The organism is Lysobacter sp. N42, assembly GCF_004344885.1.
On the sequence record NZ_SKFB01000006.1, the window covers coordinates 21431 to 47418 of the forward strand.

28 protein-coding genes and 3 tRNA genes are annotated in these 25988 nt (G+C 71.3%); 5 read left to right on the forward strand and 26 right to left on the reverse strand.

The genetic code is table 11. The features are described from left to right. Window positions 1-45 precede the first annotated feature (45 nt). The gene (locus EYQ95_RS12295; RefSeq protein ID WP_132327512.1) at window positions 46-396 is read left to right on the forward strand and encodes an ArsC/Spx/MgsR family protein; all 351 of its coding nucleotides are present in this window, start codon (window positions 46-48) and stop codon (window positions 394-396) included. Window positions 397-417: 21 nt separating this feature from the next. Here the strand turns inward: EYQ95_RS12295 and EYQ95_RS12300 are convergent. The 21 genes from EYQ95_RS12300 to EYQ95_RS26975 form a co-directional block, all read right to left on the reverse strand. Beyond that, window positions 418-504 (reverse strand) — tRNA-Leu (locus EYQ95_RS12300). A 186-nt stretch (window positions 505-690) separates the two neighbouring features. Continuing rightward, window positions 691-764 (reverse strand) — tRNA-Cys (locus tag EYQ95_RS12305). 103 nt (window positions 765-867) lie between these two features. Further along, a tRNA-Gly gene (locus tag EYQ95_RS12310) sits at window positions 868-943 on the reverse strand. A gap of 38 nt (window positions 944-981) precedes the next feature. After that, a complete protein-coding gene (gene pgsA, locus EYQ95_RS12315) occupies window positions 982-1578 on the reverse strand; it encodes a CDP-diacylglycerol--glycerol-3-phosphate 3-phosphatidyltransferase (RefSeq protein WP_132327513.1) in 597 nt (198 codons plus the stop codon). 3 nt (window positions 1579-1581) lie between these two features. Then, window positions 1582-3489, reverse strand: coding sequence for an excinuclease ABC subunit UvrC (gene uvrC, locus EYQ95_RS12320; RefSeq protein ID WP_132327514.1), 1908 nt, complete (start codon window positions 3487-3489; stop codon window positions 1582-1584). 120 nt (window positions 3490-3609) lie between these two features. After that, entirely contained in the window at window positions 3610-4374 is a 765-nt protein-coding gene (gene kdsB / locus EYQ95_RS12325; protein WP_132327515.1) for a 3-deoxy-manno-octulosonate cytidylyltransferase, read from the reverse strand. Then, window positions 4371-5369: a tetraacyldisaccharide 4'-kinase gene (gene lpxK / locus EYQ95_RS12330; protein ID WP_132327516.1), complete on the reverse strand. Its 999-nt coding sequence runs from the start codon at window positions 5367-5369 to the stop codon at window positions 4371-4373. The genes kdsB and lpxK overlap by 4 nt, the downstream gene beginning before the upstream one ends. After that, window positions 5369-7048: a lipid A export permease/ATP-binding protein MsbA gene (msbA, locus tag EYQ95_RS12335; protein WP_243699919.1), complete on the reverse strand. Its 1680-nt coding sequence runs from the start codon at window positions 7046-7048 to the stop codon at window positions 5369-5371. The genes lpxK and msbA overlap by 1 nt, the downstream gene beginning before the upstream one ends. A gap of 77 nt (window positions 7049-7125) precedes the next feature. Then, window positions 7126-7560 (reverse strand): biopolymer transporter ExbD, encoded by a 435-nt coding sequence (locus EYQ95_RS12340; protein ID WP_132327517.1) that lies wholly within the window; start codon window positions 7558-7560, stop codon window positions 7126-7128. 3 nt (window positions 7561-7563) lie between these two features. Then, window positions 7564-8184 (reverse strand): MotA/TolQ/ExbB proton channel family protein, encoded by a 621-nt coding sequence (locus EYQ95_RS12345; protein ID WP_165924717.1) that lies wholly within the window; start codon window positions 8182-8184, stop codon window positions 7564-7566. A gap of 18 nt (window positions 8185-8202) precedes the next feature. After that, window positions 8203-10539: a DNA internalization-related competence protein ComEC/Rec2 gene (locus EYQ95_RS12350; RefSeq protein WP_132327518.1), complete on the reverse strand. Its 2337-nt coding sequence runs from the start codon at window positions 10537-10539 to the stop codon at window positions 8203-8205. 6 nt (window positions 10540-10545) lie between these two features. Beyond that, window positions 10546-11250: a lipoprotein-releasing ABC transporter ATP-binding protein LolD gene (gene lolD, locus EYQ95_RS12355; RefSeq protein WP_132327519.1), complete on the reverse strand. Its 705-nt coding sequence runs from the start codon at window positions 11248-11250 to the stop codon at window positions 10546-10548. Then, entirely contained in the window at window positions 11243-12487 is a 1245-nt protein-coding gene (locus tag EYQ95_RS12360) for a lipoprotein-releasing ABC transporter permease subunit (RefSeq protein WP_132327520.1), read from the reverse strand. Before EYQ95_RS12360 ends, lolD begins: the two co-directional genes overlap by 8 nt. 23 nt (window positions 12488-12510) lie before the next feature. Next, complete coding sequence (locus EYQ95_RS12365; RefSeq protein WP_132327521.1) at window positions 12511-12891, reverse strand: hypothetical protein; 381 nt, start codon at window positions 12889-12891, stop codon at window positions 12511-12513. A 16-nt stretch (window positions 12892-12907) separates the two neighbouring features. Beyond that, window positions 12908-13153 carry a succinate dehydrogenase assembly factor 2 gene (locus tag EYQ95_RS12370; RefSeq protein ID WP_132327522.1) on the reverse strand — a complete coding sequence of 82 codons (246 nt, stop codon included), beginning with the start codon at window positions 13151-13153 and terminating at the stop codon, window positions 12908-12910. Next, the gene (locus tag EYQ95_RS12375) at window positions 13150-13575 is read right to left on the reverse strand and encodes an MAPEG family protein (protein WP_132327523.1); all 426 of its coding nucleotides are present in this window, start codon (window positions 13573-13575) and stop codon (window positions 13150-13152) included. The genes EYQ95_RS12370 and EYQ95_RS12375 overlap by 4 nt, the downstream gene beginning before the upstream one ends. A gap of 19 nt (window positions 13576-13594) precedes the next feature. Continuing rightward, window positions 13595-14377 carry a succinate dehydrogenase iron-sulfur subunit gene (locus tag EYQ95_RS12380; RefSeq protein WP_132327524.1) on the reverse strand — a complete coding sequence of 261 codons (783 nt, stop codon included), beginning with the start codon at window positions 14375-14377 and terminating at the stop codon, window positions 13595-13597. Window positions 14378-14482: 105 nt separating this feature from the next. Continuing rightward, window positions 14483-16276 (reverse strand): succinate dehydrogenase flavoprotein subunit, encoded by a 1794-nt coding sequence (gene sdhA / locus EYQ95_RS12385; RefSeq protein ID WP_132327525.1) that lies wholly within the window; start codon window positions 16274-16276, stop codon window positions 14483-14485. 19 nt (window positions 16277-16295) lie between these two features. Further along, window positions 16296-16703 carry a succinate dehydrogenase, hydrophobic membrane anchor protein gene (gene sdhD / locus EYQ95_RS12390; RefSeq protein ID WP_132327526.1) on the reverse strand — a complete coding sequence of 136 codons (408 nt, stop codon included), beginning with the start codon at window positions 16701-16703 and terminating at the stop codon, window positions 16296-16298. Beyond that, entirely contained in the window at window positions 16700-17095 is a 396-nt protein-coding gene (gene sdhC, locus EYQ95_RS12395; protein ID WP_132327527.1) for a succinate dehydrogenase, cytochrome b556 subunit, read from the reverse strand. The genes sdhD and sdhC overlap by 4 nt, the downstream gene beginning before the upstream one ends. 53 nt (window positions 17096-17148) lie before the next feature. Then, window positions 17149-17319 (reverse strand): DUF1674 domain-containing protein, encoded by a 171-nt coding sequence (locus EYQ95_RS26975; protein WP_132327528.1) that lies wholly within the window; start codon window positions 17317-17319, stop codon window positions 17149-17151. 29 nt (window positions 17320-17348) lie between these two features. Between EYQ95_RS26975 and EYQ95_RS12405 the strand changes: the two genes are divergently transcribed. Then, on the forward strand, window positions 17349-18197 hold the full coding sequence (locus tag EYQ95_RS12405) for a folate-binding protein YgfZ (protein ID WP_132327529.1): 849 nt from the start codon (window positions 17349-17351) through the stop codon (window positions 18195-18197). Between the two features lie 6 nt (window positions 18198-18203). On the opposite strand, the gene EYQ95_RS12410 is transcribed toward EYQ95_RS12405, so the two are convergent. The 4 genes from EYQ95_RS12410 to EYQ95_RS12425 form a co-directional block, all read right to left on the reverse strand. Then, entirely contained in the window at window positions 18204-20480 is a 2277-nt protein-coding gene (locus tag EYQ95_RS12410; protein ID WP_132327530.1) for a thiamine pyrophosphate-dependent enzyme, read from the reverse strand. A 62-nt stretch (window positions 20481-20542) separates the two neighbouring features. Beyond that, complete coding sequence (locus tag EYQ95_RS12415; RefSeq protein WP_132327531.1) at window positions 20543-21085, reverse strand: GNAT family N-acetyltransferase; 543 nt, start codon at window positions 21083-21085, stop codon at window positions 20543-20545. Between the two features lie 140 nt (window positions 21086-21225). Beyond that, on the reverse strand, window positions 21226-22389 hold the full coding sequence (locus EYQ95_RS12420) for an acyl-CoA dehydrogenase family protein (RefSeq protein WP_132327532.1): 1164 nt from the start codon (window positions 22387-22389) through the stop codon (window positions 21226-21228). A gap of 125 nt (window positions 22390-22514) precedes the next feature. Beyond that, window positions 22515-23354, reverse strand: coding sequence for a glycine zipper 2TM domain-containing protein (locus tag EYQ95_RS12425; RefSeq protein WP_132327533.1), 840 nt, complete (start codon window positions 23352-23354; stop codon window positions 22515-22517). 177 nt (window positions 23355-23531) lie between these two features. Between EYQ95_RS12425 and EYQ95_RS12430 the strand changes: the two genes are divergently transcribed. Together EYQ95_RS12430 and EYQ95_RS12435 are read left to right on the forward strand one after the other, a co-directional pair. Beyond that, on the forward strand, window positions 23532-23741 hold the full coding sequence (locus EYQ95_RS12430) for a DUF6116 family protein (protein WP_132327534.1): 210 nt from the start codon (window positions 23532-23534) through the stop codon (window positions 23739-23741). Then, the gene (locus tag EYQ95_RS12435) at window positions 23738-24538 is read left to right on the forward strand and encodes a TatD family hydrolase (protein ID WP_132327535.1); all 801 of its coding nucleotides are present in this window, start codon (window positions 23738-23740) and stop codon (window positions 24536-24538) included. Before EYQ95_RS12430 ends, EYQ95_RS12435 begins: the two co-directional genes overlap by 4 nt. Here the strand turns inward: EYQ95_RS12435 and EYQ95_RS12440 are convergent. After that, window positions 24522-25337, reverse strand: a complete 816-nt coding sequence (locus EYQ95_RS12440) for a ThiF family adenylyltransferase (RefSeq protein ID WP_132327536.1) — start codon at window positions 25335-25337, stop codon at window positions 24522-24524. The genes EYQ95_RS12435 and EYQ95_RS12440 overlap by 17 nt on opposite strands. An 87-nt stretch (window positions 25338-25424) precedes the next feature. Between EYQ95_RS12440 and EYQ95_RS12445 the strand changes: the two genes are divergently transcribed. Beyond that, on the forward strand, window positions 25425-25880 hold the full coding sequence (locus tag EYQ95_RS12445; RefSeq protein ID WP_132327537.1) for a hypothetical protein: 456 nt from the start codon (window positions 25425-25427) through the stop codon (window positions 25878-25880). The last annotated feature ends 108 nt before the right edge of the window (window positions 25881-25988 follow it).

The window sequence follows — 25988 nt, forward strand, 5'->3', positions numbered from 1 at the left end:
GAAGCGGCCGCGCGATAATCGGGCCCCGCCCCACGAAGCCCCGCCATGGCCGCCGCACGCCTTTACCACAACGCCGACTGCTCGAAGTGCCGCGCCGCGCTCGCCCTCCTGCTGGAAAGGGGTGTCGACGTCGAGGTGGTGAGCTATCTGGACAACCCGCCGGATGCCGACCATCTCCGCGCGCTGGTCCGCATGCTGGATGTACCCGCCGCCGCACTGGTCAGGCCGAATGCGCAAGACCCCGAGGTCGCGCGCCTGCTCGACCCGTCGACCGCCGACGAGGCCATCCATGCCGCACTGGCCGCCAACCCGCGGCTGCTGCAGCGCCCGATCCTGGTCGTTGGGGAGCGCGCGGTGATCGCGCGCCCTCCGGAACGGGTGCTGGAGCTGCTCTGAATGCGGCGGGCGCGCCGCCGCTGGTGCCCGGAGTGGGGATCGAACCCACATGACCTTTCGGTCGAGGGATTTTAAGTCCCTTGCGTCTACCGGTTTCGCCATCCGGGCGGCGGCATAGCTTAGCGCGGGCGAAGCCCTGCCCCGGCAGGTCACGGCAGCGCCGGGCGGGATCGCGGTACGGATGCGGCGGCCCGCACTTCGCGACGGTGCAACCGCGCGATCGCGAGCTCGAACCCGCTCGCGCGGCGTCGACCCGGAAAGAAAAAAGCCCCGCATCGCTGCGGGGCTTTCGTCTGGAGGCCGAGGTCGGAATTGAACCGGCGTACGCGGATTTGCAGTCCGCTGCATAACCACTCTGCCACCCGGCCGGGAGGCGTTCCGGGCATGCACTATCGATACATGGCCCGGAAAAGACAAGACCCCGCAGGCGGGGTCCGGTCAGGTGTTCCAGTCAGACCGGAACGTTGAATCTGGAGCGGGAAACGAGACTCGAACTCGCGACCCCGACCTTGGCAAGGTCGTGCTCTACCAACTGAGCTATTCCCGCGGAAGAGACTGCAAATTCTACGGACGTTTCGGCGGATGTCAACGGGTCTCGACGTCGTTTCTCAGGGCCGGCCATGCCGCGCGCAGGTACTGGTAGCCCGACCACAGCGTCAGCAGCGCGGCGGCGGCCAGCAGCCAGTCGCCGATGCGGAAGATCGGCTCCCCCAGCCAGGCCGGCGGACGCGCCGGTTTCTCCGGCGTGACCGAATACAGCAGGCACAGCAGCGCGACCATCTGCACGACCGTCTTGATCTTGCCGATCGCGGCCACCTTGACCTTGGCGCGCTGGCCGAGCTCGGCCATCCACTCGCGCAGCGCGGAGACCGCGATCTCGCGACCGACGATGACCGCCGCCCAGAACGCCATCCACGGGGTGGGATGGCCCTGCACGATCAGGAACAGCGCGACGGCCACCATGAGCTTGTCGGCCACCGGGTCGAGGAAGGCGCCGAAGGCCGAGTACTGGTGGTAGCGGCGCGCGATCCAGCCGTCGAGCCAGTCGGTGAAGGCCGCGAGCGCGAACACCGCGGCCGACGCGAAGTTCGACCACTGGTAAGGCAGGTAGAACATCAGCACGAGCACCGGGATCAGCACGATCCGCAGCAACGTGAGGAGGGTTGGAACAGTGAGACGCATCGCCTACTCCGCGCCGTCTGTGGGCGCCAGCCCGTGCAGGGTGTCATAGATCCGCTGGGCCAGGGCTTCGTTCACGCCTTCGACGCGTGAGATTTCTTCCACGCCCGCGCCCTTGAGCCCGCCCAGCCCGCCGAAATGCTTGAGCAGGGCGGCGCGGCGGCGCGGGCCGATGCCCGGGATGTCCTCCAGGCGGCTCGTGGTCCGCGCCTTCTGGCGCTTGCCGCGATGGCCCGTGATCGCGAACCGGTGCGCCTCGTCCCGCACCTGCTGCACGAGCTGCAGCGCCGGCGACTGCGCGCCCGGGTGCACGCTGCGGCCATCGGGCAGCAGGAGGTCCTCGTCGCCCGGGCGCCGCTCCGGGCCCTTGGCGACGCCCACCACCCGCACGTCCGCGATGCCGAGCTCCTCCAGCACCGCCCTGGCCTGCGCCACCTGCCCGGCGCCGCCGTCGATGAGCAGCACATCCGGAAGCACCGCCGCGCCCTCCCCCGCACGCGGGCGTGTGCGACGCCCCTCGCTCCCCTCGGGAACCGCGCCGTCGCGCGCTTCGACCGCGCGCCGGAAGCGCCGCATCAGCGCCTGGTGCATCGCGGCGTAGTCGTCGCCCGGGGTGACGCCCGCGATGTTGTAGCGCCGGTACTGGGCGCGCACGGGGCCTTCCTCGTCGAACACGACGCAGGATGCGACGGTCGCCTCGCCCATCGTGTGCGAGATGTCGAAGCACTCGATGCGGTGCGGCACGTCATCGAGCCCGAGCAGGTCGCGCAGGGCCTCCACGCGGGCGCGCTGGGCGGCGGCACTGGTCATCTCCGACGCGAGCGCCATCTGCGCGGTGCGGCCCGCGATGTCGAGGTAGCCGGCGCGCTCGCCACGCACGTTGCAACGGATCTGCACCTTGCGCTCGCCTGCCATCGACAGCGCCTGCTCGAGCAGCTCGCGATCGGGAATGTCGCGGTCGAGCACGATTTCCCGCGGCGGGTCCTTGTCGACGTAGAACTGCGATACGAAAGCGCCGAGCACCTCGGCGGGCTGGTCGCTGCCGTTGGTCCTGGGGAAGAACGAGCGCGTGCCGAAGTTGCGGCCGTCGCGGAAGGCCATGAGCACGACGCAGGCATTCGCGCCCTGCATGGCGATGGCGAGCACGTCGAGGTCCGCGGCGCGGCCATCGACGTACTGGCGCGCCTGCAGCTTGCGGATGGACGCGACCAGGTCGCGCAGGCGCGCGGCCTCCTCGAAGTCGAGTTCCGCGCTGGCCACCTCCATCCCGCGGGTGAGCTCTCCGGTCAGCTCCTCGCTGCGCCCCTCGAGCATCATCGACGCGCGCCGCACGCTCTGCGCGTAGTCCTCGCGCGAAACCAGCCCCACGCAGGGCGCGCTGCAGCGGCCGATCTGGAACTGCAGGCAGGGCCGCGAGCGGTTGCGGAAGACGGTGTCCTCGCAACTGCGCAGCTTGAACAGCTTGTGCATGAGGTTGAGCGTCTCGCGCACCGCGCCCACGCTGGCATAGGGGCCGTAGTACTTGCCCTGCACCGCGCGCGGGCCGCGATGGACGGCGATGCGCGGATAGTCGTCGGACGTGAGCAGGACGTACGGGTAGCTCTTGTCGTCGCGCAGCAGCACGTTGTAGCGCGGCTTGAGCGACTTGATCAGCTCGTTCTCGAGGATCAGCGCCTCGGCCTCGGTGCGCGTGACCGTCACCTCGATGCGCGCGACCTGCGACACCATGGACGCGATGCGCGCGGACTTGGGCGTGTTGTTGAAGTAGCTGCCGACGCGGTTCTTCAGCGCGCTGGCCTTGCCCACGTAGAGCACGGCGTCGTCGGCGCCGATCATGCGATAGACGCCCGGCGCCGTGCTCAGGTTGCGGACGAAGTCCTTCGGATCGAAGGCCGGCGGAGTCTCGCCCGTCATGCCCGCGCTCCGTCCGGGTCGCGGGCCGGGCTGGCGGGCATGGCGGGGCGGCGGGGGCTCGACATCGCGCGTGACATGGGGCCGATTATCCGCAGCGCCAGGCGCAGGCGGCGCGACGGTTCAGCCTGCCCGCGCCAGGCGGGCCTTGGCGCGCGCAAGGTCCTCGGGGGTGTCCACGCCCGGCGGGAACGGCTCGGGCGCGAGCGCGACCGCGATGCGGTGGCCCGCCTCCAGCACGCGCAGCTGCTCCAGTGACTCGATGCCCTCCAGCCGCCCGGGCGGCATGGCCGCGAAGCGCTGCAGGAAGCCCACGCGATAGGCGTAGATGCCGATGTGGCGCAGCCAGTGCCCGCCGGGCGGCAGCGCGTCACGGCCGCGGGCGAAGGCGTCGCGCGCCCAGGGGATGGGGGCGCGGCTGAAGTACAGCGCATCCCCGTTCGCGGCGCGCACGAGCTTGACGGCGTTCGGGTCGAACAGCTGCGCCGCATCGTCGACCTGCACCGCGAGCGTGGCCATGGGGGCGCCCGATTCCTCCAGCGCGGCGGCCACCGCCCGGATCCCGGACACCGGCGCGAAGGGCTCGTCGCCCTGCAGGTTGACCACGATCCGGTCATCCGCCCAGCCGGCGATGCGCGCGCACTCGGCAAGGCGGTCGGTCCCCGAGGCATGGTCCGGCGAGGTCATCGCGACGTGTACGCCCAGGCCCTCCAGCGCGCGCGCGATGCGCTCGTCGTCGGCAGCCACCCAGACGTCCGCCGCACCGGCTGCCAGTGCGCGGCGCGCCACGTGGGCGACCAGGGGCTCGCCGGCGAGCATGCGCAGGGGCTTGCCGGGAAGCCGCGAGGCCGCGAAGCGGGCGGGAATGGCGACGACGAAACCGGTCATGGCGTACGGGGCGTTGCGAGGGCGGCGAGGCGGTCGAGCACCGCGGCCCAGAACGCTTCGGGCAGCTCGGCCCGCACCGGCACGGCGAAGGCGTGCTCGGGCGCGAAGGCCAGGCACTTCACCGCGTCCTTCTCCGTCATGAGGATGGGAAGCGGGCTGGCGAAGTCCAGGTCCGAGGCGCGGAACTCGTGGTGGTCGGCGAAGGCGTGCGGCACGACGGCGATGCCGCGGGCCTTCAGCATGTGGAAGAAGCGGGCCGGGTCGCCGATGCCGGCCACCGCATGCACGCGCTGGCCGGCGAAGGCGGCCAGTGGCCGCGGACGGCGCCCCAACAGCGGCACGGCATCGGCCACGGCCAGACGCATGGGCCACTCGCCGAACTCGGGCGCGCCGCCGCCGTCGCCCAGGTTCACCACGCGGAAGTCGCAGCGGCGGGCGCGCGAGGGCGGCTCCCGCAGCGGGCCCGCCGGGATCAGGCGACCGTTGCCATAGCGACGACGCCCGTCGACGACCTCGATCTCGATGTCGCGGGCCAGCGCATAGTGCTGCAGCCCGTCGTCGCAGACCACGACGTCGCAGCCGGCGGCGGCGAGCTCGCGCGCGGCCGCGGCGCGCTGGCGGTCGACGCGCACCTTCGCGCCCGTGCGCCGCGCGATGAGCAGCGGCTCGTCGCCCGCCAGATGCACCGGCGTGGCCGCGTCGACCCACAAGGGCGCGGTGCCGTCGCGACCGTAGCCGCGGCTGGCGACGCCGGGCGTCCAGCCGGCCGCCTGCAGGCGCTCCACCAGCGCGATCGTGGTGGGCGTCTTCCCGGCACCGCCGGCCGTCAGGTTGCCGACCACGATCACCGGCACGCCCGGATGGCGCGCGCGCAGCAGTCCGCGGGCATAGAGGGCGCGGCGCACCGCGACGCCGGTGCGGTAGACGGCCTCGCCCAGGCGCGCGGCCGCGGGCACCGGAGCATCGCCGTACCAGTAGCCGGGCGCGCGCGGCATCAGCCCGCCTCGCGGAACTGCATCCGGTGCAGATGCGCGTACAGGCCGCCCATGGCCAGCAGTTCGGAATGCGTGCCGCGCTCGACGATGCGCCCCTGGTCGAGCACCAGCACCTGATCGGCGTGCTCGATGGTGGACAGGCGGTGCGCGATCACCAGCGTGGTGCGGTCCGGCATGAGGCGCTCCAGCGCGTCCTGCACCAGCCGCTCGGACTCGGTGTCGAGCGCGGCGGTGGCCTCGTCCAGGATCAGGATCGGCGCGTCCTTCAGCATGGCGCGGGCGATGGCCAGGCGCTGGCGCTGCCCGCCCGACAGCCGCCCGCCGCGGATGCCGATGGAGGTATCGCGCCCCTGCGGCATCCGGTCGACGAACTCGGCCGCGTTGGCGCCCGCGATGGCCTGCGCCAGGCGTTCCGGCGTGGCGTCGGCGAGCTCGCCATAGGCCACGTTGGCGGCCACGGAGCCGTCGAACAGCATGACCTGCTGGCCGACCAGCGCGATCTGCCGGCGCAGGTCGGCCAGGCGGTAGTCACGAAGCGGATGCCCGTCCAGCAGGATCTCGCCCGCCTCGGGATCGTAGAAGCGCGGGATCAGCTTGATCAGCGTCGACTTGCCGCTGCCCGAGCGGCCGACGATGGCGGTCACGGTGCCCGGGCGGGCGACAAAGCTGATGTCCGACAGGGCGCGTTCGGACTGGCCCGGATAGCGCGCGCTGACGTCGCGGAATTCGATCTCGCCGCGCGCGCGCTGGACCGGCCGCGTGCCCACGTCCACCTCGTCGGGCGCGTCGAGCACGGAGAACAGGCGGTCGGCGGATGCGATCCCGCGCTGCAGCATGCCCTGGACGTTCGTGAGCTGCTTGATGGCCGGGATGATGGCCATCATCGACATCATCAGCGAAACGAAACCGCCTGCCGTGAGCCGCCCCGCGGCGGCCTCGCGGCCCGCCAGGAACAGCAAGGCGGCCAGCCCGATCGCCCCCATCAGCTGCACCATCGCCGAGGAGATGCTGCGCGTGGACTCCACCTTCAGGCTGAGCCGGAGGTAGCCGTCGGCCTGCTCCGCATACCGGCGCGATTCCGATGCCTGCGCGCCGTAGACCTTCACTTCCTGCTGGTTGCCGAGCGACTGGTCGCCCAGCTGCAGCAGCGTCGCCCCGCTCTCCTGGATGCGATGGCCGATGCGGCGGTACCTGCGCCCCACCCTGTCCATCACCCAGGCCAGGGGCGGGGCGAGCAGCAGCACGGCCAGCGTGACCTTCCAGCTGTGCGAGAACATCACCGCGAGCATGGCGATGACCTGCGCCGACTGCTGCAGCATCACCTTCATGGCGTCGACCGCGGCGAGCGCCACCTGGTCGCTGTCGGAGCCCAGGCGCGTGAGCATGGACGGTACCGGCTCGCTGTCGAAACGCTGGCCCGGGAGCCTCAGGTACTTGGCGTGCACCAGCACGCGCAGGTCGCGTGCGATGCCGCGGCCTGCGCGGGCCATGGACATGTCGGTGACGTAGCCGGCCAGCCCGCGCACGACGAAGAGGCCGATGATCTGCAGCGGAAGCAGCAGGTCCATGCGTTCGCGCGTCGCATCGAAGGTCTCGTCGATGATCGGCTGCATCGTGAACGTGAACAGGCCACCGGCCGCCGCCTCGACGGCCAGCGCGACGAGCCCGACCACGAGCATCGCGCGGTAGGGCTTCACGAACGCCAGCAGGCGGCGATACGTCGCCCAGGCCGGGGCGTCGGTCACGACCGGGCCGCTCACTCGGCCCCCGCCGCCGCGGCCGGCGGATTCGCCACCGCCAGCAGGATCCGTCGATAGCCCAGCTGCCCGAGCGCCTCCTGCGCGGTGATCACCGCCTGGTAGGGCGTCTTCGCATCGGCGCGCAGCATCACGGGGCGGTCGTGCTCGCCGCCTCCGACGTCGCGGATCGTCGCCTTGAGCGCGTCGGCCCCGGGCTGCAGCACTTCGCGATCCTCCACGAAATAACGGCCGTCGGCGTTGACGATGACGTCCAGCGGGTCCCCGGCCTGGGCCGCTTCGCCGGTGGCGCGCGGCAGCTCGAGCTTGAGTGCCGATCGCCCCTCGAACGTCGCGGTCACGACGAAGAAGATCACGAGCACCAGGATGACGTCGATGAGCGGGACCAGGTTGATGTCCGGCTCGTCCACCGGCCGATGACCGCCGATGCGCATCGCTCAGGCCACCTGCGCCGGGCGTCGCTGCTCGACCACGTCCATCAGGGCGATCGCCTCGTGCTCCATGTCCACGATGTACTCGGCGATCCGGCCGCGGTACCAGCGGTGCGCGATGAGCGCCGGGATGGCCACGATCATGCCGGTCGCCGTGCAGATCAGCGCCTTGCCGATGCCGCCGGCCAGCTGGTTCACGTCGCCGATGCCATGGTCGAGAATGCCGAGGAACATCTCGATCATGCCCACCACCGTGCCGAACAGGCCCAGCAGCGGGCCCGCGGCGGCGATCGTGCCGAGCGTGTTGAGGTAGCGTTCCATGCGGTGCACGAGGTGGCGACCCACGTCCTCCACGCGCTCGCGCATGTGCTCGCGCGGCCGCGCACGCATGTCCAGCACGGCGGCCAGCAGCGTGCCCAGCGGCGAGGTACGGCGCAGCGAGTCGATGTGCGCGGGATCGAGCGCGCCGCGCGCGGCCCAGGCGCGCACCTCGTCGCCGAGCTTGGGCGGCATGACGCGGCTGCGGCGCAGCGCCACGGCCCGTTCCACGATCAGCGCGACGGCGAGCGCCGAGAGCATCAGCAGCGGGATCATCGGCCAGCCGCCGGCCTTCACCAGTTCGAGCACACGTCCTCCGGGCGACCCCTAGTCGCGCCGATAGGATAGCCCAGCGCTCCGGGCCTCGATCCGTGCCGCGTCCCACAGCCGCGGCGCCTGGTCGCGCCGGGCGGCCACCTCGACGCCCCGGGTGCCCACGCGGATCGTCACCGCACCGTGCTCGGCGGTGTTCCAGGCCCGTGCGCCCGCCGCGCTCCACCGCGCACGCACCGGCGCCGCCGGGTGCCGGAACCGGTTGCCATGACCGCTGGAGAACACCACGTGGTCGGCGCCCGTCGCGGCCACGAAGGCGGGGTCGGAGGAATGGCGGCTGCCGTGATGCGCGGCGAAGACCACGTCCGTCTGCACGTGGCCCGGGGCATCCGCGAGCAGCCTGCGCTCGATGATGTCGCCGATGTCGCCCGTGAGCAGCACCGCGCCGTGCCCGGTCTCGATGCGGAGCACGCAGCTGGACTCGTTCGCGAGGTACGGAAAGTACGCGGGCGGATGCAGCACGCGGAACCGGACGCCGTCCCAGGTCCACGCGGTGCCGGCGCGGCAGGCGCGGGCGCCGTCGATGCCCGCCCCCTCGGGCGCGGCCAGCGCTTGCACGGGGATCTCGGCGCGGACCGCATCGACACCACCCGCGTGGTCGTTGTCGCCATGACTGACGACGAAGCGGTCGAGCCTGGCGACGCCGCGCGCCCGCAACACCGGCACCACCGCGCGCTCGCCGGCGTCGAATCCGTCGGGCGCCGCCGGGCCGGCGTCGTAGAGCAGCGCATGCGACCGCGTGCGCACGAGCACGGCCAGGCCCTGCCCGACGTCGATCGCGGTCACTTCCACCTCCCCGGTCGCGGGCCGGTGGGCGGCCGGCCACAGCAGCGGCAGCCACAGCGCGATCGCCAGCGGCCGCCCGGGAACCCCGCGCGGCAGCAGAAGCCAGGCGGCGCCGGCGCAGGCCAGCGGCATCGCGACGGGCGCGGACTCCGGAATCCACCACAGCGCGAGCGGGCTCTCGCCGATGCGCTCGAACGCCGGCCAGGCAAGGTCGAATGCGGCTGCCCCGGCGCGCCATACCATGACCGCGAGCGAGGGCGCGAACGCGTCCAGTACTACGCCCGCGACCGCGAGTGGCGCCACCACCAGGCTCCACAACGGAACGGCCACGAGGTTGGCGACCGGGCCGGCGAGCGAGGCCTGGTCGAAGAAGAACACGCCCAGGGGAAGCAGGCCGATGCTCGCGACGGCCTGCGCACGCACCAGGCCGCCAAGCGCGGCGCCCTGCTCGCGCGGCAGGCACCAGGCCAGCCATGCCACGCCCGCGAAGCTGAGCCAGAAGCCGGCGCCGAGCAGCGCGAGCGGGTCCGCCACGATGATCGCGACCACCGCCAGCGCCAACGCGTCCCATACGCGCAGCGCCCGGCGCGCGGCGCAGGCCAGCGCCACCACCGCGATCATCAGCACGGTGCGCACGGTCGGGATCGAGAAGCCCGCGGCGGCGGCATAGGCCAGCGCGGCCAGCAGGCCCGAGAGCGCGCCGGCGACACGTGCGGGCATGCGTCGGCCGAGCGCCGGCAACAGCCACCACGGCAGTCGCACCAGCAGTGCCGCCGCACCTGCGACCATGCCGACGTGGAAGCCACTGATGGCGATCAGGTGGGTCAGCCCGTCGGCGCGGAGAATGCGCCAGTCGCGGTCGTTCAGCCCGCGCGTGTCACCCAGCGCGAGCGCCTGCACGAAGCGCGCCGACGCCGACGGGACCTCCGTGGCGATCCGCGCCGAAGCACGCTCGCGCCAGGCCTGCAGCCCGGTCGCCGGACCGAGGCGGCGCGCCTGGCGGCCGCGCAGGTAGCCGGTCGCCGACAGCCGGTCGGCGAGCGCGTACCGCTCGGCATCGGCGCCGCCGGGGTTGCGCAAGCCGCGGGGCGCCTTGAGACGGACCGGAAAACGCCAGCGCTCACCCGCCCTGACGGCCGGCGGCGCTGCGGGCGCGTCGTAGTACCAGGCAAGACGCACGCGGCGCCCTGCGGGCATCAGCGCCCCGGCGTCCTCGACATCGAAGTCGAAGACGACGCGCCGCGGCTCCGTGCGCGGCAGGCTCGCGACCCGCCCAACCAGCACCGCGTCATGCCGGGCCGGCACCGCGGGAATGCGGGCATCGAGCGCGAACGCCGCATGCGCCGAGGCGATACCGAACCCGGCCACGAGCAGGGCCGGCCACCGAAGGGCCGGAACACGCACGACGCACAGGACCGCGGACGCGAGCACCGCCAGGGCCGCCCACGCGGGCACGGGCCAGGGCATCGCCAGCGCAGCGACGGCGCCGACCAGCAGGGCCGGCGCGACCAGGCGGATATCGGGCGGCGTCCCTGCCGCGTGCATCGAGGGCTAGACCTCGTCGGGCCGGAGCTCGCGCAGCCGCCCCTCGTGCAGTTCGAGCACGCGATCCAGGCGGCGTCCGAGGCGGCGGTCGTGCGTCACCAGCACCAGGCTGGTGCGCTGCTCGCGATTGAGGTCGAGCATCAGCTCGAACACGTTGGCCGCCGTCTTCTCGTCGAGATTGCCGGTCGGCTCGTCGCCCAGTACGCAGGCCGGCCGGTTCACCAGCGCACGGGCCACCGCGGCACGCTGGCGCTCGCCACCGGACAGCTCGCCGGGCTTGTGGTCCACGCGATGGCCCAGGCCCACCGCTTCCAGCAACGCCCGCGCGCGCTGCGTGGCCTGCGCGACCGGTTCGCCCGCCAGCATCACCGGCAGCATCACGTTCTCCAGCGCGGTGAACTCCGGCAGCAGGTGGTGGAACTGGTACACGAAACCCAGTGCCCGGTTGCGCAGCGCGCCGCGCGCGGCGTCGGAAAGCGCGCTCATCTTCTGCCCGCCGACGTAGACCTCGCCCGACGTCGGCGTGTCCAGGCCGCCGAGCAGGTGCAGCAGCGTGCTCTTGCCCGCTCCTGAGGCGCCCAGGATCGCGACCGTCTCCCCCGCATGCACGGCAAGGTCGAGCCCGTCGAAGACCGGCGTGCGAAGCCGGCCCTCGGCGTAGGTCTTGCCGAGGCGCTCGGCGCGGATGACATCGCCCATGGGCTCACTCATAGCGAAGGGCCTCCGCGGGCGGCGTGCGGGCGGCGCGCCAGGCCGGGTAGATGGTGGCGAGGAAGGCCATCGCGAGCGCCACCGCGGCGATCCAGGTCACGTCGGAGGCCTGGAGATCGGTCGGCAGGCCCGTGATGTAGTAGACGTCGGCGGGCAGCAGCTGCACGCCGAAGACGCCCTCGATCGCACGCAGGATGTTCTCGAGGTTCAGCGTGAGCAGGATGCCGAAGACCACCCCGAGCACCGTGCCGATCACGCCGATCAGCGTGCCCTGCACCATGAACACCTGCATCACGCCGCGCGGGCTCAGGCCCAGCGTGCGCATGATCGCGATGTCCGCCTGCTTGTCGGTCACCAGCATCACCTGCGAGGACACGAGGTTGAACGCCCCCATGGCGATGATCAGCGACAGCAGGATCGCCATGATCGCCTTCTCCATCTTGAGCGCGCGGAACATGTTGGCGTTCTCGAGCGTCCAGTCGCTGACCTTGAACGGCCCGCCCAGGGACAGCGCGAGATCGCGCGCCACCTCCCAGGCCCGGTCCATGTCGTGCATCTTCAGCCGCACGCCCGTCACCGCATCGCCCAGCCGCTGCACGCGCTGCAGGTCGCGCATGTGCACGAAGGCCATGCCGCGGTCGAACTCGTTGTAGCCGGCCTCGAAGATGCCGCTCACCCGGAAGCGCTTGAGCTGCGGCAGCGCACCCACCGGTGTGGCGCGCGCCTCGGAAGTCATCATGACCACGTCGTCGCCGATGCCGACGCCCAGCCAGATCGCCAGTTCCTTGCCGATGACGATGTTGAAGCTGCCGGGCGTGAGGTCCTCCAGCCGGCCCTGCACCATCTTGTCGCCCAGCACCGAGACGCGGCGCTCGTCGGCAGGCAGCACGCCCCGCACGATCGCCGGCTGCTTGCGTGCGCCGGAGAGCAGCGTCTGCGCCTCGACGTACGGGGCCGCGCCGGCCACGCGCGCGTCGGCAGTGGCGCGGCGGACGGCGGTCTCCCAGTGGTACAGGGGATCACCGTAGGCGCTGACGGTAGCGTGCGCCACCATCTGCAGCATGCGGTCGCGGATCTCGCGCTGGAATCCGCTCATGACGGCCAGAGTGGTGATGAGCGCAGCCACCCCCAGCCCGATGCCGAGGATCGAAGCGAGCGAGATGAAGGAGATGAAACCGTTGCGGCGCTTTGCGCGCAGATAGCGCAGGCCGATGGCGACGGGGATGGGTGTGAACATGCGGCTCGGCGTCCGGGGGTCGCCTATGGTGCCACTGCCGCCGGCGCCGCATGCTCACGCTGTGCGAGCAGCCACAGGCGCAGTTCACGGCGCGACGCGGCGTCGATGGCGTCCGGGAAGGCCAAGCGGCGCTCCAGCCGGCTGCCGCAGCGCCAGCTCAGCATCGTCAGCGGGCCGCGACGTTCCACCTCGAATGCGTCCAGCTCGCGCCCTTCCAGCCTCGCGCGGCCGTCGGCTCCGAGCACGATCTCCAGCCGGGGCCGCATGGCCTCCGTGGCGGCGAGCCGAAGCGCCCAGGCCAGGCCCGCGCCGGCACCGCACGTGGCGAGCAGCGGCCCGGCATCGCTCAGGAACCAGCCCGGCACGCCGCCGAGACCGAGCGCAACCAGCAAGGCGGCGAGCATGCGTGACGACCGCAGCTCAATGCGGCAGGCGCGCGATCGCGTCGACCATCTGCTGGAGTTCGGCATCGTCAAGCGGCTCCTGTCCGAGGAAGGCACGCCATAGCCTGGGATCCTCGACATCCAGAAGCCGTCGGAAAACCCCGCGCTCATGTTCGGACACCTGCGGCCATCCGCGCTCGAGCCAGCGTTCGAGAAGCTGGTCGAGTTCGCGCATCCCCCGCCGGCAGCGCCAGCGCAGCGCCCGCAGTTCCGCCTCGCTCATCCCGACAGCAGGCCGACCGCGAGGTAGCCCCACAGCAGCCAGAGGACCATGCCGCCGGCGACGTAGGCCGCGAAGCGATGCATGACGCGGTTGTAGGTCACGTGGATCGCGCTGTGGACGACGCGAAGCAGGACGAAGGCCCAGGCCAGGGCGACGCTGATGCCATCGACCATGTCCATCCGGTCGGCCACGACGAGCGCCAGATAGAACAGTACCGGCAGCTCGAAGAGGTTGCGGAAGTTGTCGGCGGCCCGGCTGTCGGTCAGCAGGGCCGTGGCCTGGGCCGACGTCGCGACCTTCTGCGGATGGATGCGCTCGCGCCTCATCTGGCCGACGCGCGCGAAGTACATGCGCCACCAGACGGCGAAGGTCAGCACGACCATCGCCAGCGCCGGAAGGTAGATCTCGCGTATGTCCATCATGCCTCCCGCGCAGGCCGCGTCAGACGCGGCGGGCCAGCATCAGCTTCTTGATCTCGCCGATCGCGCGCGCGGGGTTCAGCCCCTTCGGGCAGGTGCGCGCGCAGTTCATGATCGTGTGGCAGCGGTAGAGCTTGAACGGATCCTCGAGATCGTCCAGCCGCGCGCCGGTGTCCTCGTCGCGCGAGTCGATGATCCAGCGGTAGGCCTGCAGCAGGATCGCCGGGCCGAGGTAGCGGTCGCCGTTCCACCAGTAGCTCGGGCAGCTGGTCGAGCAGCAGGCGCAGAGGATGCACTCGTACAGCCCGTCGAGCTTCTTGCGGTCCTCCGGGGACTGCAGGCGCTCGCGGTCGCTCGGGGTCGGGCTCTGGGTGCGCAGCCACGGCTTGATCGAGGCGTACTGCGCGTAGAAATGCGTCAGGTCCGGGACCAGGTCCTTGACCACCGGCATGTGCGGCAGCGGGTAGATCGCGACGTCGCCGGTGCGGCAGTCGTCGATCGCCTTGGTGCAGGCGAGCGTGTTGGTGCCGTCGATGTTCATCGCGCACGAGCCGCAGATGCCCTCTCGGCAGGAGCGACGGAACGTGAGCGTCGGGTCGATCTCGTTCTTGATCTTGATCAGCGCGTCCAGGACCATCGGGCCGCAGGTCGCGAGGTCCACCTCGTAGGTGTCGACCTGCGGATTGCGCCCGTCATCCGGATTCCAGCGGTAGACCTTGAAGACCCGCGGCTTCTTCGCGCCGGTGGCGGCGAAGTGGCGGCCCTTCTGGATCTTCGAGTTCTTGGGGAGGGTGAATTCGGCCATGGCTTTGTATCCGGGATTCGGGATTGGGGATTCGGGGGTCGAAAAAACGGGTCTGGAGGCCTTGGCCGTCTCCGTTCCCGAATCCCGTATCCCGAATCCCGGCCGTCAATACACGCGCTTCTTCGGCGGCACCGGCGCGATGTCGTTGGTCAGGGTGTACGAATGCACCGGGCGGTAGTCGATGCGGGTATTGCCCGCCTCGTCCACCCAGCACAGCGTGTGCTTCATCCAGTTGACGTCGTCGCGCTCGGGGTAGTCCTCGCGTGCGTGCGCGCCGCGCGACTCGGTGCGGTTCTCGGCCGACACGATCGTGACCAGCGCCTGGTCCAGCAGGTTCGCCAGCTCGAAGGTCTCGATGAGGTCGGAGTTCCAGACCAGCGAGCGGTCGGTGACGCGCACGTCGGCGAACGAGGCATGGATCTCGCGCATCTTGCGCGCGCCGTCGGCCAAGGACTCGCCGGTGCGGAACACCGCCGCGTCCGCCTGCATCGTGCGCTGCATCTTGTCGCGGATGACCGAGGTCGGCGTGCCGCCGCTGGCGTTGCGCAGGCGGTCCAGGCGCGCGAGCGCGGCATCGCAGGCATCGCCGGCCAGCGGCGCGTGCGGCATGTCCCGGCCGATGGTTTCGGCGCAGCGGTTGGCCACCGCGCGGCCGAACACCACGAGGTCGAGCAGCGAGTTCGAGCCCAGGCGGTTGGCGCCGTGCACGGACACGCAGGCCGCCTCGCCGATCGCGTACAGGCCCGGCACCACCGCGTCGGGGTTGCCGTGGCGAAGCTGCACCACCTCGCCGTGGTAGTTGGTCGGGATGCCGCCCATGTTGTAGTGGACGGTCGGGATCACCGGGATCGGCTGCTTCTCGACGTCGACGCCGGCGAAGATGCGCGCGGATTCGGCGATGCCGGGCAGCTTCTCGTGGATGACCTCGGGGCCCAGGTGCGTGAGGTCGAGCAGGATGTGGTCCTGGAACTCGCCGACGCCGCGGCCTTCGCGAATCTCCATGGTCATCGCGCGGCTGACCATGTCGCGCGGCGCGAGGTCCTTGACGCTGGGCGCGTAGCGCTCCATGAAGCGCTCGCCGTTGGAGTTGCGCAGGATGCCGCCCTCGCCTCGCACGCCTTCCGTGATCAGGCAGCCGGCGCCGTAGATGCCGGTCGGGTGGAACTGGACGAACTCCATGTCCTGCATCGCCAGCCCGGCGCGCAGCGCCATGCCGCCGCCGTCGCCGGTGCAGGTGTGCGCGGAGGTCGCGCTGAAGTACGCGCGGCCGTAGCCGCCCGTGGCGAGCACGGTGCCGTGGGCGCGGAACAGGTGCAGGGTGCCGCTGGCCATGTCCAGCGCGAGCACGCCGCGGCAGCTGCCGTCGGCGTCCATGATCAGGTCGAGCGCGAAGTACTCGATGAAGAACTGCGCGTCGTGGGCGAGCGACTGCTGGTAGAGCGTGTGCAGGATCGCGTGGCCCGTGCGGTCGGCCGCGGCGCAGGTGCGCTGCGCGGGCGGGCCCTCGCCGAAGCGCGTGGTCATGCCGCCGAACGGGCGCTGGTAGATGCGGCCGTCCTCGGTGCGCGAGAACGGCACGCCGTAGTGCTCGAGCTCGATGATCGCGGGGATGGCCTCGCGGCACATGTACTCGATGGCGTCCTGGTCGCCCAGCCAGTCGCTGCCCTTCACCGTGTCGAAGAAGTGGTAGCGCCAGTCGTCCTCGCCCATGTTGGCGAGCGCAGCAGCCACGCCGCCCTGCGCGGCCACGGTGTGCGAGCGCGTCGGGAAGACCTTGGTGATGCAGGCGGTCTTCAGGCCCTTCTGGGCCAGGCCGAACGTGGCGCGCAGGCCGGCGCCGCCGGCGCCGACGACGACCATGTCGAACTTGTGTTCCTGGATCGGGTATGCAGCAGGCATCGAAGGTTCCCGGAGGCCGTCAGGCGCCGAGCATCACGCGCACCACCGCGAGCACGCTCGCGAGGCCGGCGAGCACGCAGGCGAAGACGATGAGGAGGTGCAGCGTGATGTAGCGCCCGGCGGTGTGCACGTAATCCTCCAGGATCACCTGCAGGCCCAGCCGCGCATGCCAGAAATTGGCGATGAGGAAGGCCACCAGCAGCGTGGCGTTCGCGGGGTGGCCGACGCGGGCGCGCACGGTGGCGTAATCGGCGCCCACGAGCGAGATCAGCAGCCCGACCACGTAGAACGTGAGGAACACGAGCGCCACGGCGGTGATGCGCTGCACGAAGAAGTGCCCCGTGCCGTCGCGGGCGGAGCCGAGGCCGCGCGCGAGCTTCAGCGGATGGCGGAGCGTGGGCGGGCGGCCCGGATTGCGGTAGCTCATGCGTTCCCCCATTGCGCGATGGCGGCGATCCAGAGCATCGCCGTCAGCAGCAGGCTGCCGACGATAGCGAGCCAGGCGCTCTTGACGAACACGGGCAGGGCCACGCCCACGCCCATGTCCTGCAGCAGGTGGCGCACGCCGCTGAGCAGGTGGTAGGCCATCGACCAGCTCCAGCCAAACAGCACCAGCAGGCCGACCGGGGAACGTGCGAAGCCGGTGAACGTGCCCCATGCCTCGGAGCCGGACGCCAGCGCCACCAGGCCCCAGGCGATCAGCAGGCTGCCCAGCGACAGCACGATGCCGGTCGCGCGGTGCAGGATCGAGCTCACCATCTGCACCTGCCAGCGGTAGACCTGCAGGTGTGGTGACAATGGACGTTCGCGGTACGCCATGCGGGAGGTCTCGGTGATCGCGGCGCGGCCGCGCGGGCTTGAAGCGGACGACGCTAGAAATCGATGCAGCGGCCGTCCTTTTCCCAGTCGCCGTAGCGCGTCGGCTCGGGTCCGGGGCGTCCTCCGATCTCGCGCGGCGCCGGGGGCGCGGGCACGGGTGCCGGTACGGTGTCTCCGTCTTCCGGCGATTCCCGGGGAGCTTCGGGGGGCGTGTGGCCTATCATTCCAGCCGGAAAGCTTAAGACCGTACCCCATGTCTGACAACCCGCAGTACGGTGACGGCGCCTGGCTCGCACTGCCCGCGATACGGGTCGTGCGACTGGCCGGACCCGATGCGCTGGCCTTCGCGCAGGCGCAGTTCATGAACGACGTGGCCGCTCTCGCCGACGCGGCCTGGCAATGGAACGGCTGGCTCGAGCCCAAGGGGCGGGTGCAGGCGCTGTTCGCGCTGCTGCGCCTGGACGCGCAGACCCTGTGGCTGGTCACGACGGGCGATGCGCAGGCGCTCGCCGCATCGCTGAAACGCTTCGTCTTCCGCAGCAGGCTGTCGATCGAGCTCGTGCCGACAAGCGCGAGCGGCCGCCTCGCGCCGCCTGCCGCGGCACGCGGCGCGGTCGCGTCCCGGGAAGGCGACGATGCGGTCGAGATGGACCTGTCGGGCGAGGTGGGAGCCCGCACGCTGCGCCTGTCGGCCGGATCCGAAGCCGCTGCCGACGACGACACCGCCTGGTGGGCGCTGGACATCGCCCATGGCTGGCCGGCCCTGCCCGGCGTGGCGCTGGCCGCCTGGACGCCGCAGCAGCTCTCCCTGCAGCGCCTGCAGGCCTTCAGCGTGCGCAAGGGCTGCTATCCGGGGCAGGAGATCGTGGCCCGCACGCATTTCCTGGGCCGGGCCAAGCGCGGCCTGGCGCGCGTGAACGGTCAGGCGCTGGCCGCGGGCGCCCCGGTGCATGACGCCGAGGGACGCGAGGTCGGCCAGATCGTCTGCGCCCTGCGCGACGAAGCCCTGGCGGTGCTTCCGCTCGATGCCGACGTCGCCTCGCTGACATGCGGCGGCGGCGCGCTGGCGCCGCTGCCGCTGGCGGACGGGCTGCAGCGCTGAGGCGCCTCAGCCGCGTGCGGCGAGCGTGTCGGCGGCGGCCACGATGTCGTCGTCGCCCGGAATGACCAGGAAGGCCGCGCCGGCCAGCGGCGTGTAGGTGTCGGCACCGACCACGCGCTCCACCGGCAACGCGCCCAGGCCGCCTTCCACCAGCGCGGTGATGACGCCCTCGCCCACACCCGCGCTGCGACGCCCTTCGTCCACCACGATCACCCGCTTCGCCCCGCGGACCTGCTCGACGATCCAGGCGTCGTTGAGCGGCACCAGCCAGCGCAGGTCGAGCACGCGCGTCTTCCAGCCGTGCTGCTGCTGGATGCGGCGCGCCGCCCGCAGGCTCATCGGCACGCCGTTGCCATAGGTGACGATGACAAGGTCGTCGCCCTCGCCGTAGACGCGGCCTTCGCCCAGCGGCATCGCCTCGCCCGGCGCCGGGTACTGCGTGAGCCACAGGCCGTCGCCCGGCTCGTACAGGTCCTTGGTCATGTACAGCGCGATGGGCTCGAGGAAGATCGACACGCGGCCGTCCACCTTCGCCAGCGCCATCAGCGTGCGCAGCATCGTCGCGGCATCGTCGCCACGCGACGGGCAGCCGACCACGAGGCCGGGGATGTCGCGCAGGGCGGTGATCGAGTTGTCGTTGTGGAAATGCCCGCCGAAGCCGCGCTGGTAACCCAGGCCCGCCATGCGCACGACCATCGGATTGCGGTACTGGTCGTTGCTGAAGAACTGCAGGCTGCAGGCCTCGCCGCGGATCTGGTCGCCCGCGTTGTGGAAGTACGCCAGGTACTGGATCTCGGGCACGGGCAGCATGCCCATGTTCGCGAAGCCCTGGGCCAGGCCGAAGATCATGGTCTCGTCGAGCAGCGTATTGAACACGCGGCGCGGGCCGAAGGCCTTGTAGAGGCCCTTGGTGACGGTGTACACGCCGCCCTTCTGCGCCACGTCCTCGCCGAACAGGAGGGTGTCCGGGTACTTGGCGAACAGATCGTGCAGGGCGTTGTTGATCTGAATGGCGAGGTGGCGCGCGGGCTGGTTCTCGGGCAGCTTCGCCTCGCTGCCGAAGACCTCGAGGCGGCGCCCGGCGTAATCCGAGCGGGCGGCTTCAGCCATCACGTCGGCCGCGGTGCACGGGGCGAGCGGCGCGACGACTTCCTCCAGCGTCTGCAGCTTGGGCCGGCGGTCGGCTTCCTCGGCAGCGGCGAAGCACCTGCGGCGGGTGGCCTCGTAGAGCTCGAGGAGTTCGTCCTTCGACATCAGGCCCGATTCGAGCGCGATGGCCGCCGAGCGCAGCAGCGGGTCCGTCGCCTCGACCGCGCAGAGCTCCTCGATCGAGCGCCACTCGATCTCGAAGTCGGTACCGGCGTGGCCCATGATGCGCGTGGTGCGCAGGTGCAGGAAGGTCGGGCGCCGCGTGCGGCGGCAGTGCTCGACGGCGCGCTGCACGTCGCCGTAGCCGCCGGCGAGGTCGAGGCCGTCGGCGTAGAAGTAGTCCAGGCCGGGCATCTGGCGGAAGCGGTTGGCGATCCAGCCCGTCGGGGTCTTCACCGAGATGCCGATGCCGTTGTCCTCGCAGACGAACAGCACGGGGGCGGGCAGCTTCTGGTAGGCCGTCCACGCGGCCGCATTGAACGCCGTCTGCGCGGTGGCGTGGTTGGCCGAGGCGTCGCCGAAGGAGCAGATCGCGATGGAGTCGTCGGGAATCGGCAATGCATGGCCGATGCGACGCGCGGTCTCGATCGCGACCGCGGTGCCCAGCGCCTTGGGCAGGTGGGAGGCGATGGTCGAGGTCTGCGGCAGCACCCACAGGGGCTTGCTTCCCCACACCTTGTGGCGGCCGCCACTGGCCGGATCCTCGGCGCTGGCGGCGAAGCTCAGGGCCGAGTCCATCACCGGGTCCATGCCCGGCAGCTTGCGGAAGCGCTCGGCCATGAAGCCGCCGGAGCGGTAGTGCAGGAACGCGGGGTCGGTGTGGCGGGTGAGCCGCGCGACCATCGCATTGCCCTCGTGCCCGCTGCTGCCGATGGTGTAGAAGACCTTGTTCTGCACGCGCAGCACGCGCGCCATGAGGTCCAGGTGGCGGCTGATCAGCTGCGACTCGAACAGCTCGCGAAAGCCCCGCGCGTCCAGTGCGCTGCCGTCGAGGATCGCTTCGTCCGGGGCAGGCCGCGCGTCGGCCCGGCCGTTCCACGCCCGGACGAACTCGGTGAAGTTGGCGTCGCAGATCTCGGCGCGGTTGACGCCCTTCATGCGGGCGGGGATCGGGTTGGGCAGCGTGGTGGACATGCGGTCTTCCATGGGCGGAGCGGTCCGCCGGCGTGGTGTCGGTGCGGGTCAGGCGGGCCGGGTCATGCCCCGGAGCGGCGACGCGCGCGCCACTCCTCGCGCGTCTGCCCCCAGATGTCGATATGGCGCGTGTCCAGCGGCGCCGGGAAGCGCCCCGGCCCGCGGTTGCGCGCTCCCAGGCGGCGGGCGACGTTCTGCGAGGGCGTGTTGGCCGGGTCGATCGAGTGGATGATCTCGGTCCAGCCGAGCACGTCGAAGGCCCAGTCCATCGCAACCGCGCAGGCCTCGGTGGCATAGCCCCTGCCCCAGGCGCCCGGGTGCAGGGCGTAACCCACCTCGGTGCCCGGCCAGCCGGCGGGTTGCCAAGGGCCCGCCTGCCCCATGAACAGGCCGCTGGCCTTTTCCTCGATGGCGAACATGCCAAAGCCCTGCAGCGACCATGCGCCCGGCATCTGCAGGAAGCGGCGCCAGGCATCGCCGAGGGCGAGCGGCCCGCCGATGTGGCAGGTCCCCGGGTGGGCGAACATCTCGGCGTAGCGGTCGAAATCCCCGAGGCGCCACTGACGCAGGACGAGGCGGTCGGTTTCGAGCTGGATGTCGGGCATGGCAACGTCCCGTTGGATGCAGCGACGGCGGTGGCCGGTCATCCCGCCGGCGCGGCGGCCTGGCGCCCCGTCCGCAGGCGCGGAAAGCGGGAGCGCCGGGCTCCTGCTTCCCGCGGGAACGCCAGGCGGCTCGGGGTTCCTCAGAACGCGTTGATTCCCGTGAGTTCGCGACCGACCACCAGCTGGTGCACGGTTTCCGTGCCCTCGTAGGTGATCACCGATTCGAGGTTCAGCGCATGGCGGATGGCGGCGTGCTCGGTGGTGATGCCGGCGCCGCCGAGCAGGTCGCGGCATTCGCGCGCGATGTCGATGGCCATGCGGCAGTTGTTCCACTTGGCCAGCGAGACCTGGGTGGGCTGCATCGCGCCGGCGTCCTTGAGGCGGCCGAGCTGGACCACCAGCAGCTGCGCCAGGGTGATGCGGCGCGCCATCTCGGCCATCTTGATCTGCGCGCTCTGCGTGGCGGCGACCGGCCGGCCGAAGAGCATGCGCTCCTTGGTGTAGTTGAGCGCCTCGTCCAGGCAGGCGATGGCGGCGCCGATCGGGCCCCAGGTGATGCCGTAGCGGGCCTGCGTCAGGCAGCCCAGCGGACCCTTGAGACCCTTCACGTTCGGCAGGCGGTTGGCCTCGGGGACGCGCACGTTGTCGAAGTACAGCGCGCTGGTCACCGACGCGCGCAGCGACATCTTGTGCTTGATTTCCTGCGCGGCGAACCCGGCCATGCCCTTTTCGACCACGAAGCCCTGGATGCCGTCCTCGGTCTGCGCCCAGACGATCGCGATGTCGGCGAGGTTGCCGTTCGTGATCCACATCTTCGAGCCGTTGAGGATCCAGTCGTCCCCGTCGCGGCGCGCGTTCGTCTTCATGTTGGCCGGGTCGGAGCCGCCGTGCGGCTCGGTCAGGCCGAAGCAGCCGATCACCTTGCCCGCGGCCATGCCGGGCAGCCAGCGCATGCGCTGCTCTTCCGTGCCGTAGGCGTAGATCGGGTACATGCAGAGCGAGCTCTGCACGGAGACGAAGCTGCGCAGGCCGGAATCGCCGCGCTCGAGCTCCTGGCAGATCAGGCCATAGCTCACCGCGTTGAGCCCGGCGCAGCCGTACTTTTCCGGCAGCGACGAGCCCAGCAGGCCCATTTCCGCGATTTCCGGGATGAGCTCCTTCGGGAAGCGGCCCTCGTCGAAGCACTCGCCGATGATCGGGATGACGCGCTCGTCGGTGAAGCGCGCGACGGTGTCCTGCACGGCCCGCTCTTCCTCGGACAGCAGCGAACGGACGTCGTACAGGTCGTAGGGATTCAGGGCCATGCGGGCAATTGGACGTTCGGGCGACGGGAGCCGGGCATTGTAGGCGCCGTCACACTCCGTCGACACCCCGCCCAACGCGAAAGGGCCGGTTGCCCGGCCCTTTCATGCGATGCATGGAACGACGCTCAGCCGCGGCTGGCGAGCGTCCCGGATGCCGAGGCCATCACCCGCCCGTCCACGACCGGCAGGCGCGGGCCCGGGCGCTGGCTCATGCGGACCGTCTCCTCGCTCCCGCGGTAGCGGTAGGTGACGTCGTAGCCCACGGTCTGCGTATCGCTGCCCAGGCGGATGCGGGTACCGGGACGGCTCTCCGTGCGCATGCTCCCCACCGTGCCGTCCGGGTTCCGGTAGGTCACGTTGTACGCGATCGTGCGCGAGGTCTGCGAGGTGTCCATGACCGTGCGGCACTGGCGATCGGTGCGCGAGACGACCTGCCCGCCGACGTGGCGACGGTCGAGGCGATTGCCGATGAAGCCGCCGGCCACCGCGCCGGCGGCGGTCGCGGCCTTCTGGCCATTGCCGTCGCCCACGCGGCTGCCCACGAGGCCGCCGATGATCGCGCCGGCCACGGTGCCGCCGACGTTGCCGTCGCGCTCGGGCATGCGCTCCTGCACCACCACGTCCTCGCAGACCTCGCGCGGGACCGAGGTGCTCGCCGTTTCGCGGATGGGCTCTGTGCCGATCACCGTCGCATACAGCGGCGTCTTCTTCGTCACCGGGTCGACATCGACCACCTCCGCGTACTCGAGCTGGGGCTGCGCGGCGGGTGCCGGCGCGAGCGCGGCCGGGCTGATCTGCGCCTGCGCGCCGCGCGCGGCGTCGAGCTGCGCGGTGCCTGCCGCGGGCGCGGGCCGCAGCGGCTCGAAGCGTGCGGCATCGTCCGTGCCGAAGCTGTTGTAGGCCGCCACGGCGACGCCGCCCAGCAGCATCGAACCGAGTGCGACCGCGAGAATGTTCTTGTCCATGACGCTCTCCGAATGGGTGCCGGCGGGCTGTGTCCCGGCGCGAAGCGATTCGATCATCGGAAAGCTGAACAGTGCGGGAGCCTGCGTCGCCGCGTGATATTTCCGTTCAGGCCGGCAGGCGCACGCGCCGTCGCCGGCCTGCGTGCTAGCGTCCCGCGTCACACCCGGGGTATGCCGATGACGCGACTTCTCCTTGCTCCGTTCCTGCGTTGGGCCGGCCGCCTGCGCCATCCGACGCTGTTCAAGCTCACGGCCGTGCTGTTCGCGATCAGCGTCCTGTGGCCCTTCGACCCGATTCCGCTGATCGACGAGATCGTGCTGGGCCTTGCGACGCTGCTGCTGGCCAACTGGAAGGACCGCGGAGGCGCTCCGCCCGTGCGCCGATGATCGAGCTCGTCGACTCGCACTCGCACATCGACGTCGACGAGTTCGAGCCCGACCGTGCCGACGTCGTCGCCCGCGCGCGCGCCGCGGGCGTGCTGCAGCAGGTCGTGCCGGCCATCGACGCCGCCGGCTGGCCGCGCCTGGCGCGCGTCTGTCGCGAGTATCCCGGGCTGCATCCGGCCTACGGGCTGCATCCGATGTACCTCGCTTCCCATCGCGACTCGCACCTGGACGCGCTGCGCGAACGGGTCGCCGGCGAGCGCCCGTGCGCGATCGGCGAATGCGGGCTCGACTTCTTCGTCGAGGGGCTGGACCCGCAGCGGCAGCAGGCGATCTTCGACGCGCAGCTGCGCCTGGCGCGCGACATGGACCTGCCGGTGATCGTCCACGCGCGCCGCGCGGTCGACGCGGTGATCGCCTCGATCCGCCGCGTGGGCGGGCTGCGCGGCGTCGTGCACAGCTTCAGCGGGAGCCTGCAGCAGGCCAAAACGCTCTGGCGCGAGGGCTTCCTGATCGGCCTCGGCGGCCCGGTCACCTACGAGCGCGCCACGCGCCTGCGCGGGCTGGTGGCGCGCATGCCCATCGAGTTCCTGCTGCTGGAAACCGATTCGCCCGACCAGCCCGACTGCGCCCGGCGCGGCGCCCGCAACGAGCCGGCGCGGCTGGTGCGCGTGCTCGAAACGATCGCCGGCCTGCGCGGACAGACACCCGGGGCCGTTGCCGCGGCCACGACCCGGAATGCGCGGAGCCTGTTCGGCCTGCCGCCGGCACCGCTCCCGGCGGCTAGCGGCGGGGCTTGAGCAGCATCTCGATGGCCTTGCCGGCCATGGCGAAGGCGAATGCCCCGGTGATGTGCGTGGCCGCGCCCAGTCCGCCGCCGCAGTCGAGCTTCATCGAGCCATCGGCCTGCGGACGAAGCCCGCAGACGCTGCCGTCGGGCTGCGGATACCGCACGTTCTCGAGCGAGTAGACCGCCGGGATGCCGAAGTAGCGATCGGCATTGCGGGGGAATCCGAACTCGGCGCGCAGCTTCTTGCGCACCAGCGCCAGCATGGCGTCGTGCTCGGTGCGCGACAGGTCGCGCACGCGCAGCAACGTGGGGTCGGTGCGCCCGCCCGCCGAGCCGCTGACGATCAGCGGAAGCTTGCGCCGGCGGCACCAGGCGATCATCTCCACCTTGCTGCGAAAGCTGTCGCAGGCGTCGAGCACGAGGTCGACTCCTTCGCCCAGGTGCTCGTCGAGGCTGGCGCCGGTAGCGAAGGCGGGTACCGCCTCGACGTCGACCGTGGGATTGATCGCCCGGCAGCGCGCCGCCATGGCCGCCACCTTCGCGTCGCCGTAGTGCCCCTCCAGCGCCGGAAGCTGGCGGTTGGTATTGGAGACGCAGATGTCGTCGGCGTCGATCAGTCGCAGGTGCCCCACGGCGGAGCGTGCCAGCGCCTCGGCCGCCCACGATCCCACGCCCCCCAGGCCGACGACCGCCACGCGCATGCGCGCCAGGCGCTCGACCGAGCCCGCGCCGTAGAGGCGGTCGATGCCGGCGAAGCGGTCGCGCCGGAGGGCCTGCGCGTCGTGCGGGATGTCGGGGTGGTCGGCCATGCGTGCATTGTAGAAGGCCGGCGGTGCGGGCCCGGCGACGCCGCATGCGCATGCTATCGTCCGGCGTTTCCGAGCAAGGAGCCCGACATGGTCGACACGCCGACGCCGCGCCCCGCGCAGCGCCTGAGCGGCAATGCCGCCGGACGCTACTTCTTCATGCTCATGCTGGGGCTGGTGGTGGGCGCGGTCGCCACCGTCATGCTCACGCGCGCGCTGGACGCGCGGAAGGACCATTACCCCGAAGCGGTGATGTACGTGATGCAGGCGCACGTTTCCGCGCTGCGCGGCAACGTGACCGCCAACCGCTGCGCGGCCACCGACACCATCCCGCACCTGACCACGCTTCGCCACCTGGCCAACGACTTCGAGCCGGCCTTCGGCGACCTGCGCGACGACGCGGCATTCGTACGGCATGCCGGGGGCATGCGGGCAGCGGTCGACGCGGCCCTGGCCAGCCCGCCGCTGAATTGCGCGGGCGTGCAGGCGGCCGTGGCGAAGATCGGCGACGCGTGCAAGGCCTACCACGACGACTACCGCCGATAGACACGCCGGCGACGTTCCGCACCCGCGACTGAACACCGCCGACGCGCTTGATCCCTGGTTCACGAGGGCGCTCCCAGCATCCGGGCCGCATGGCGAAAGCCGGCGACC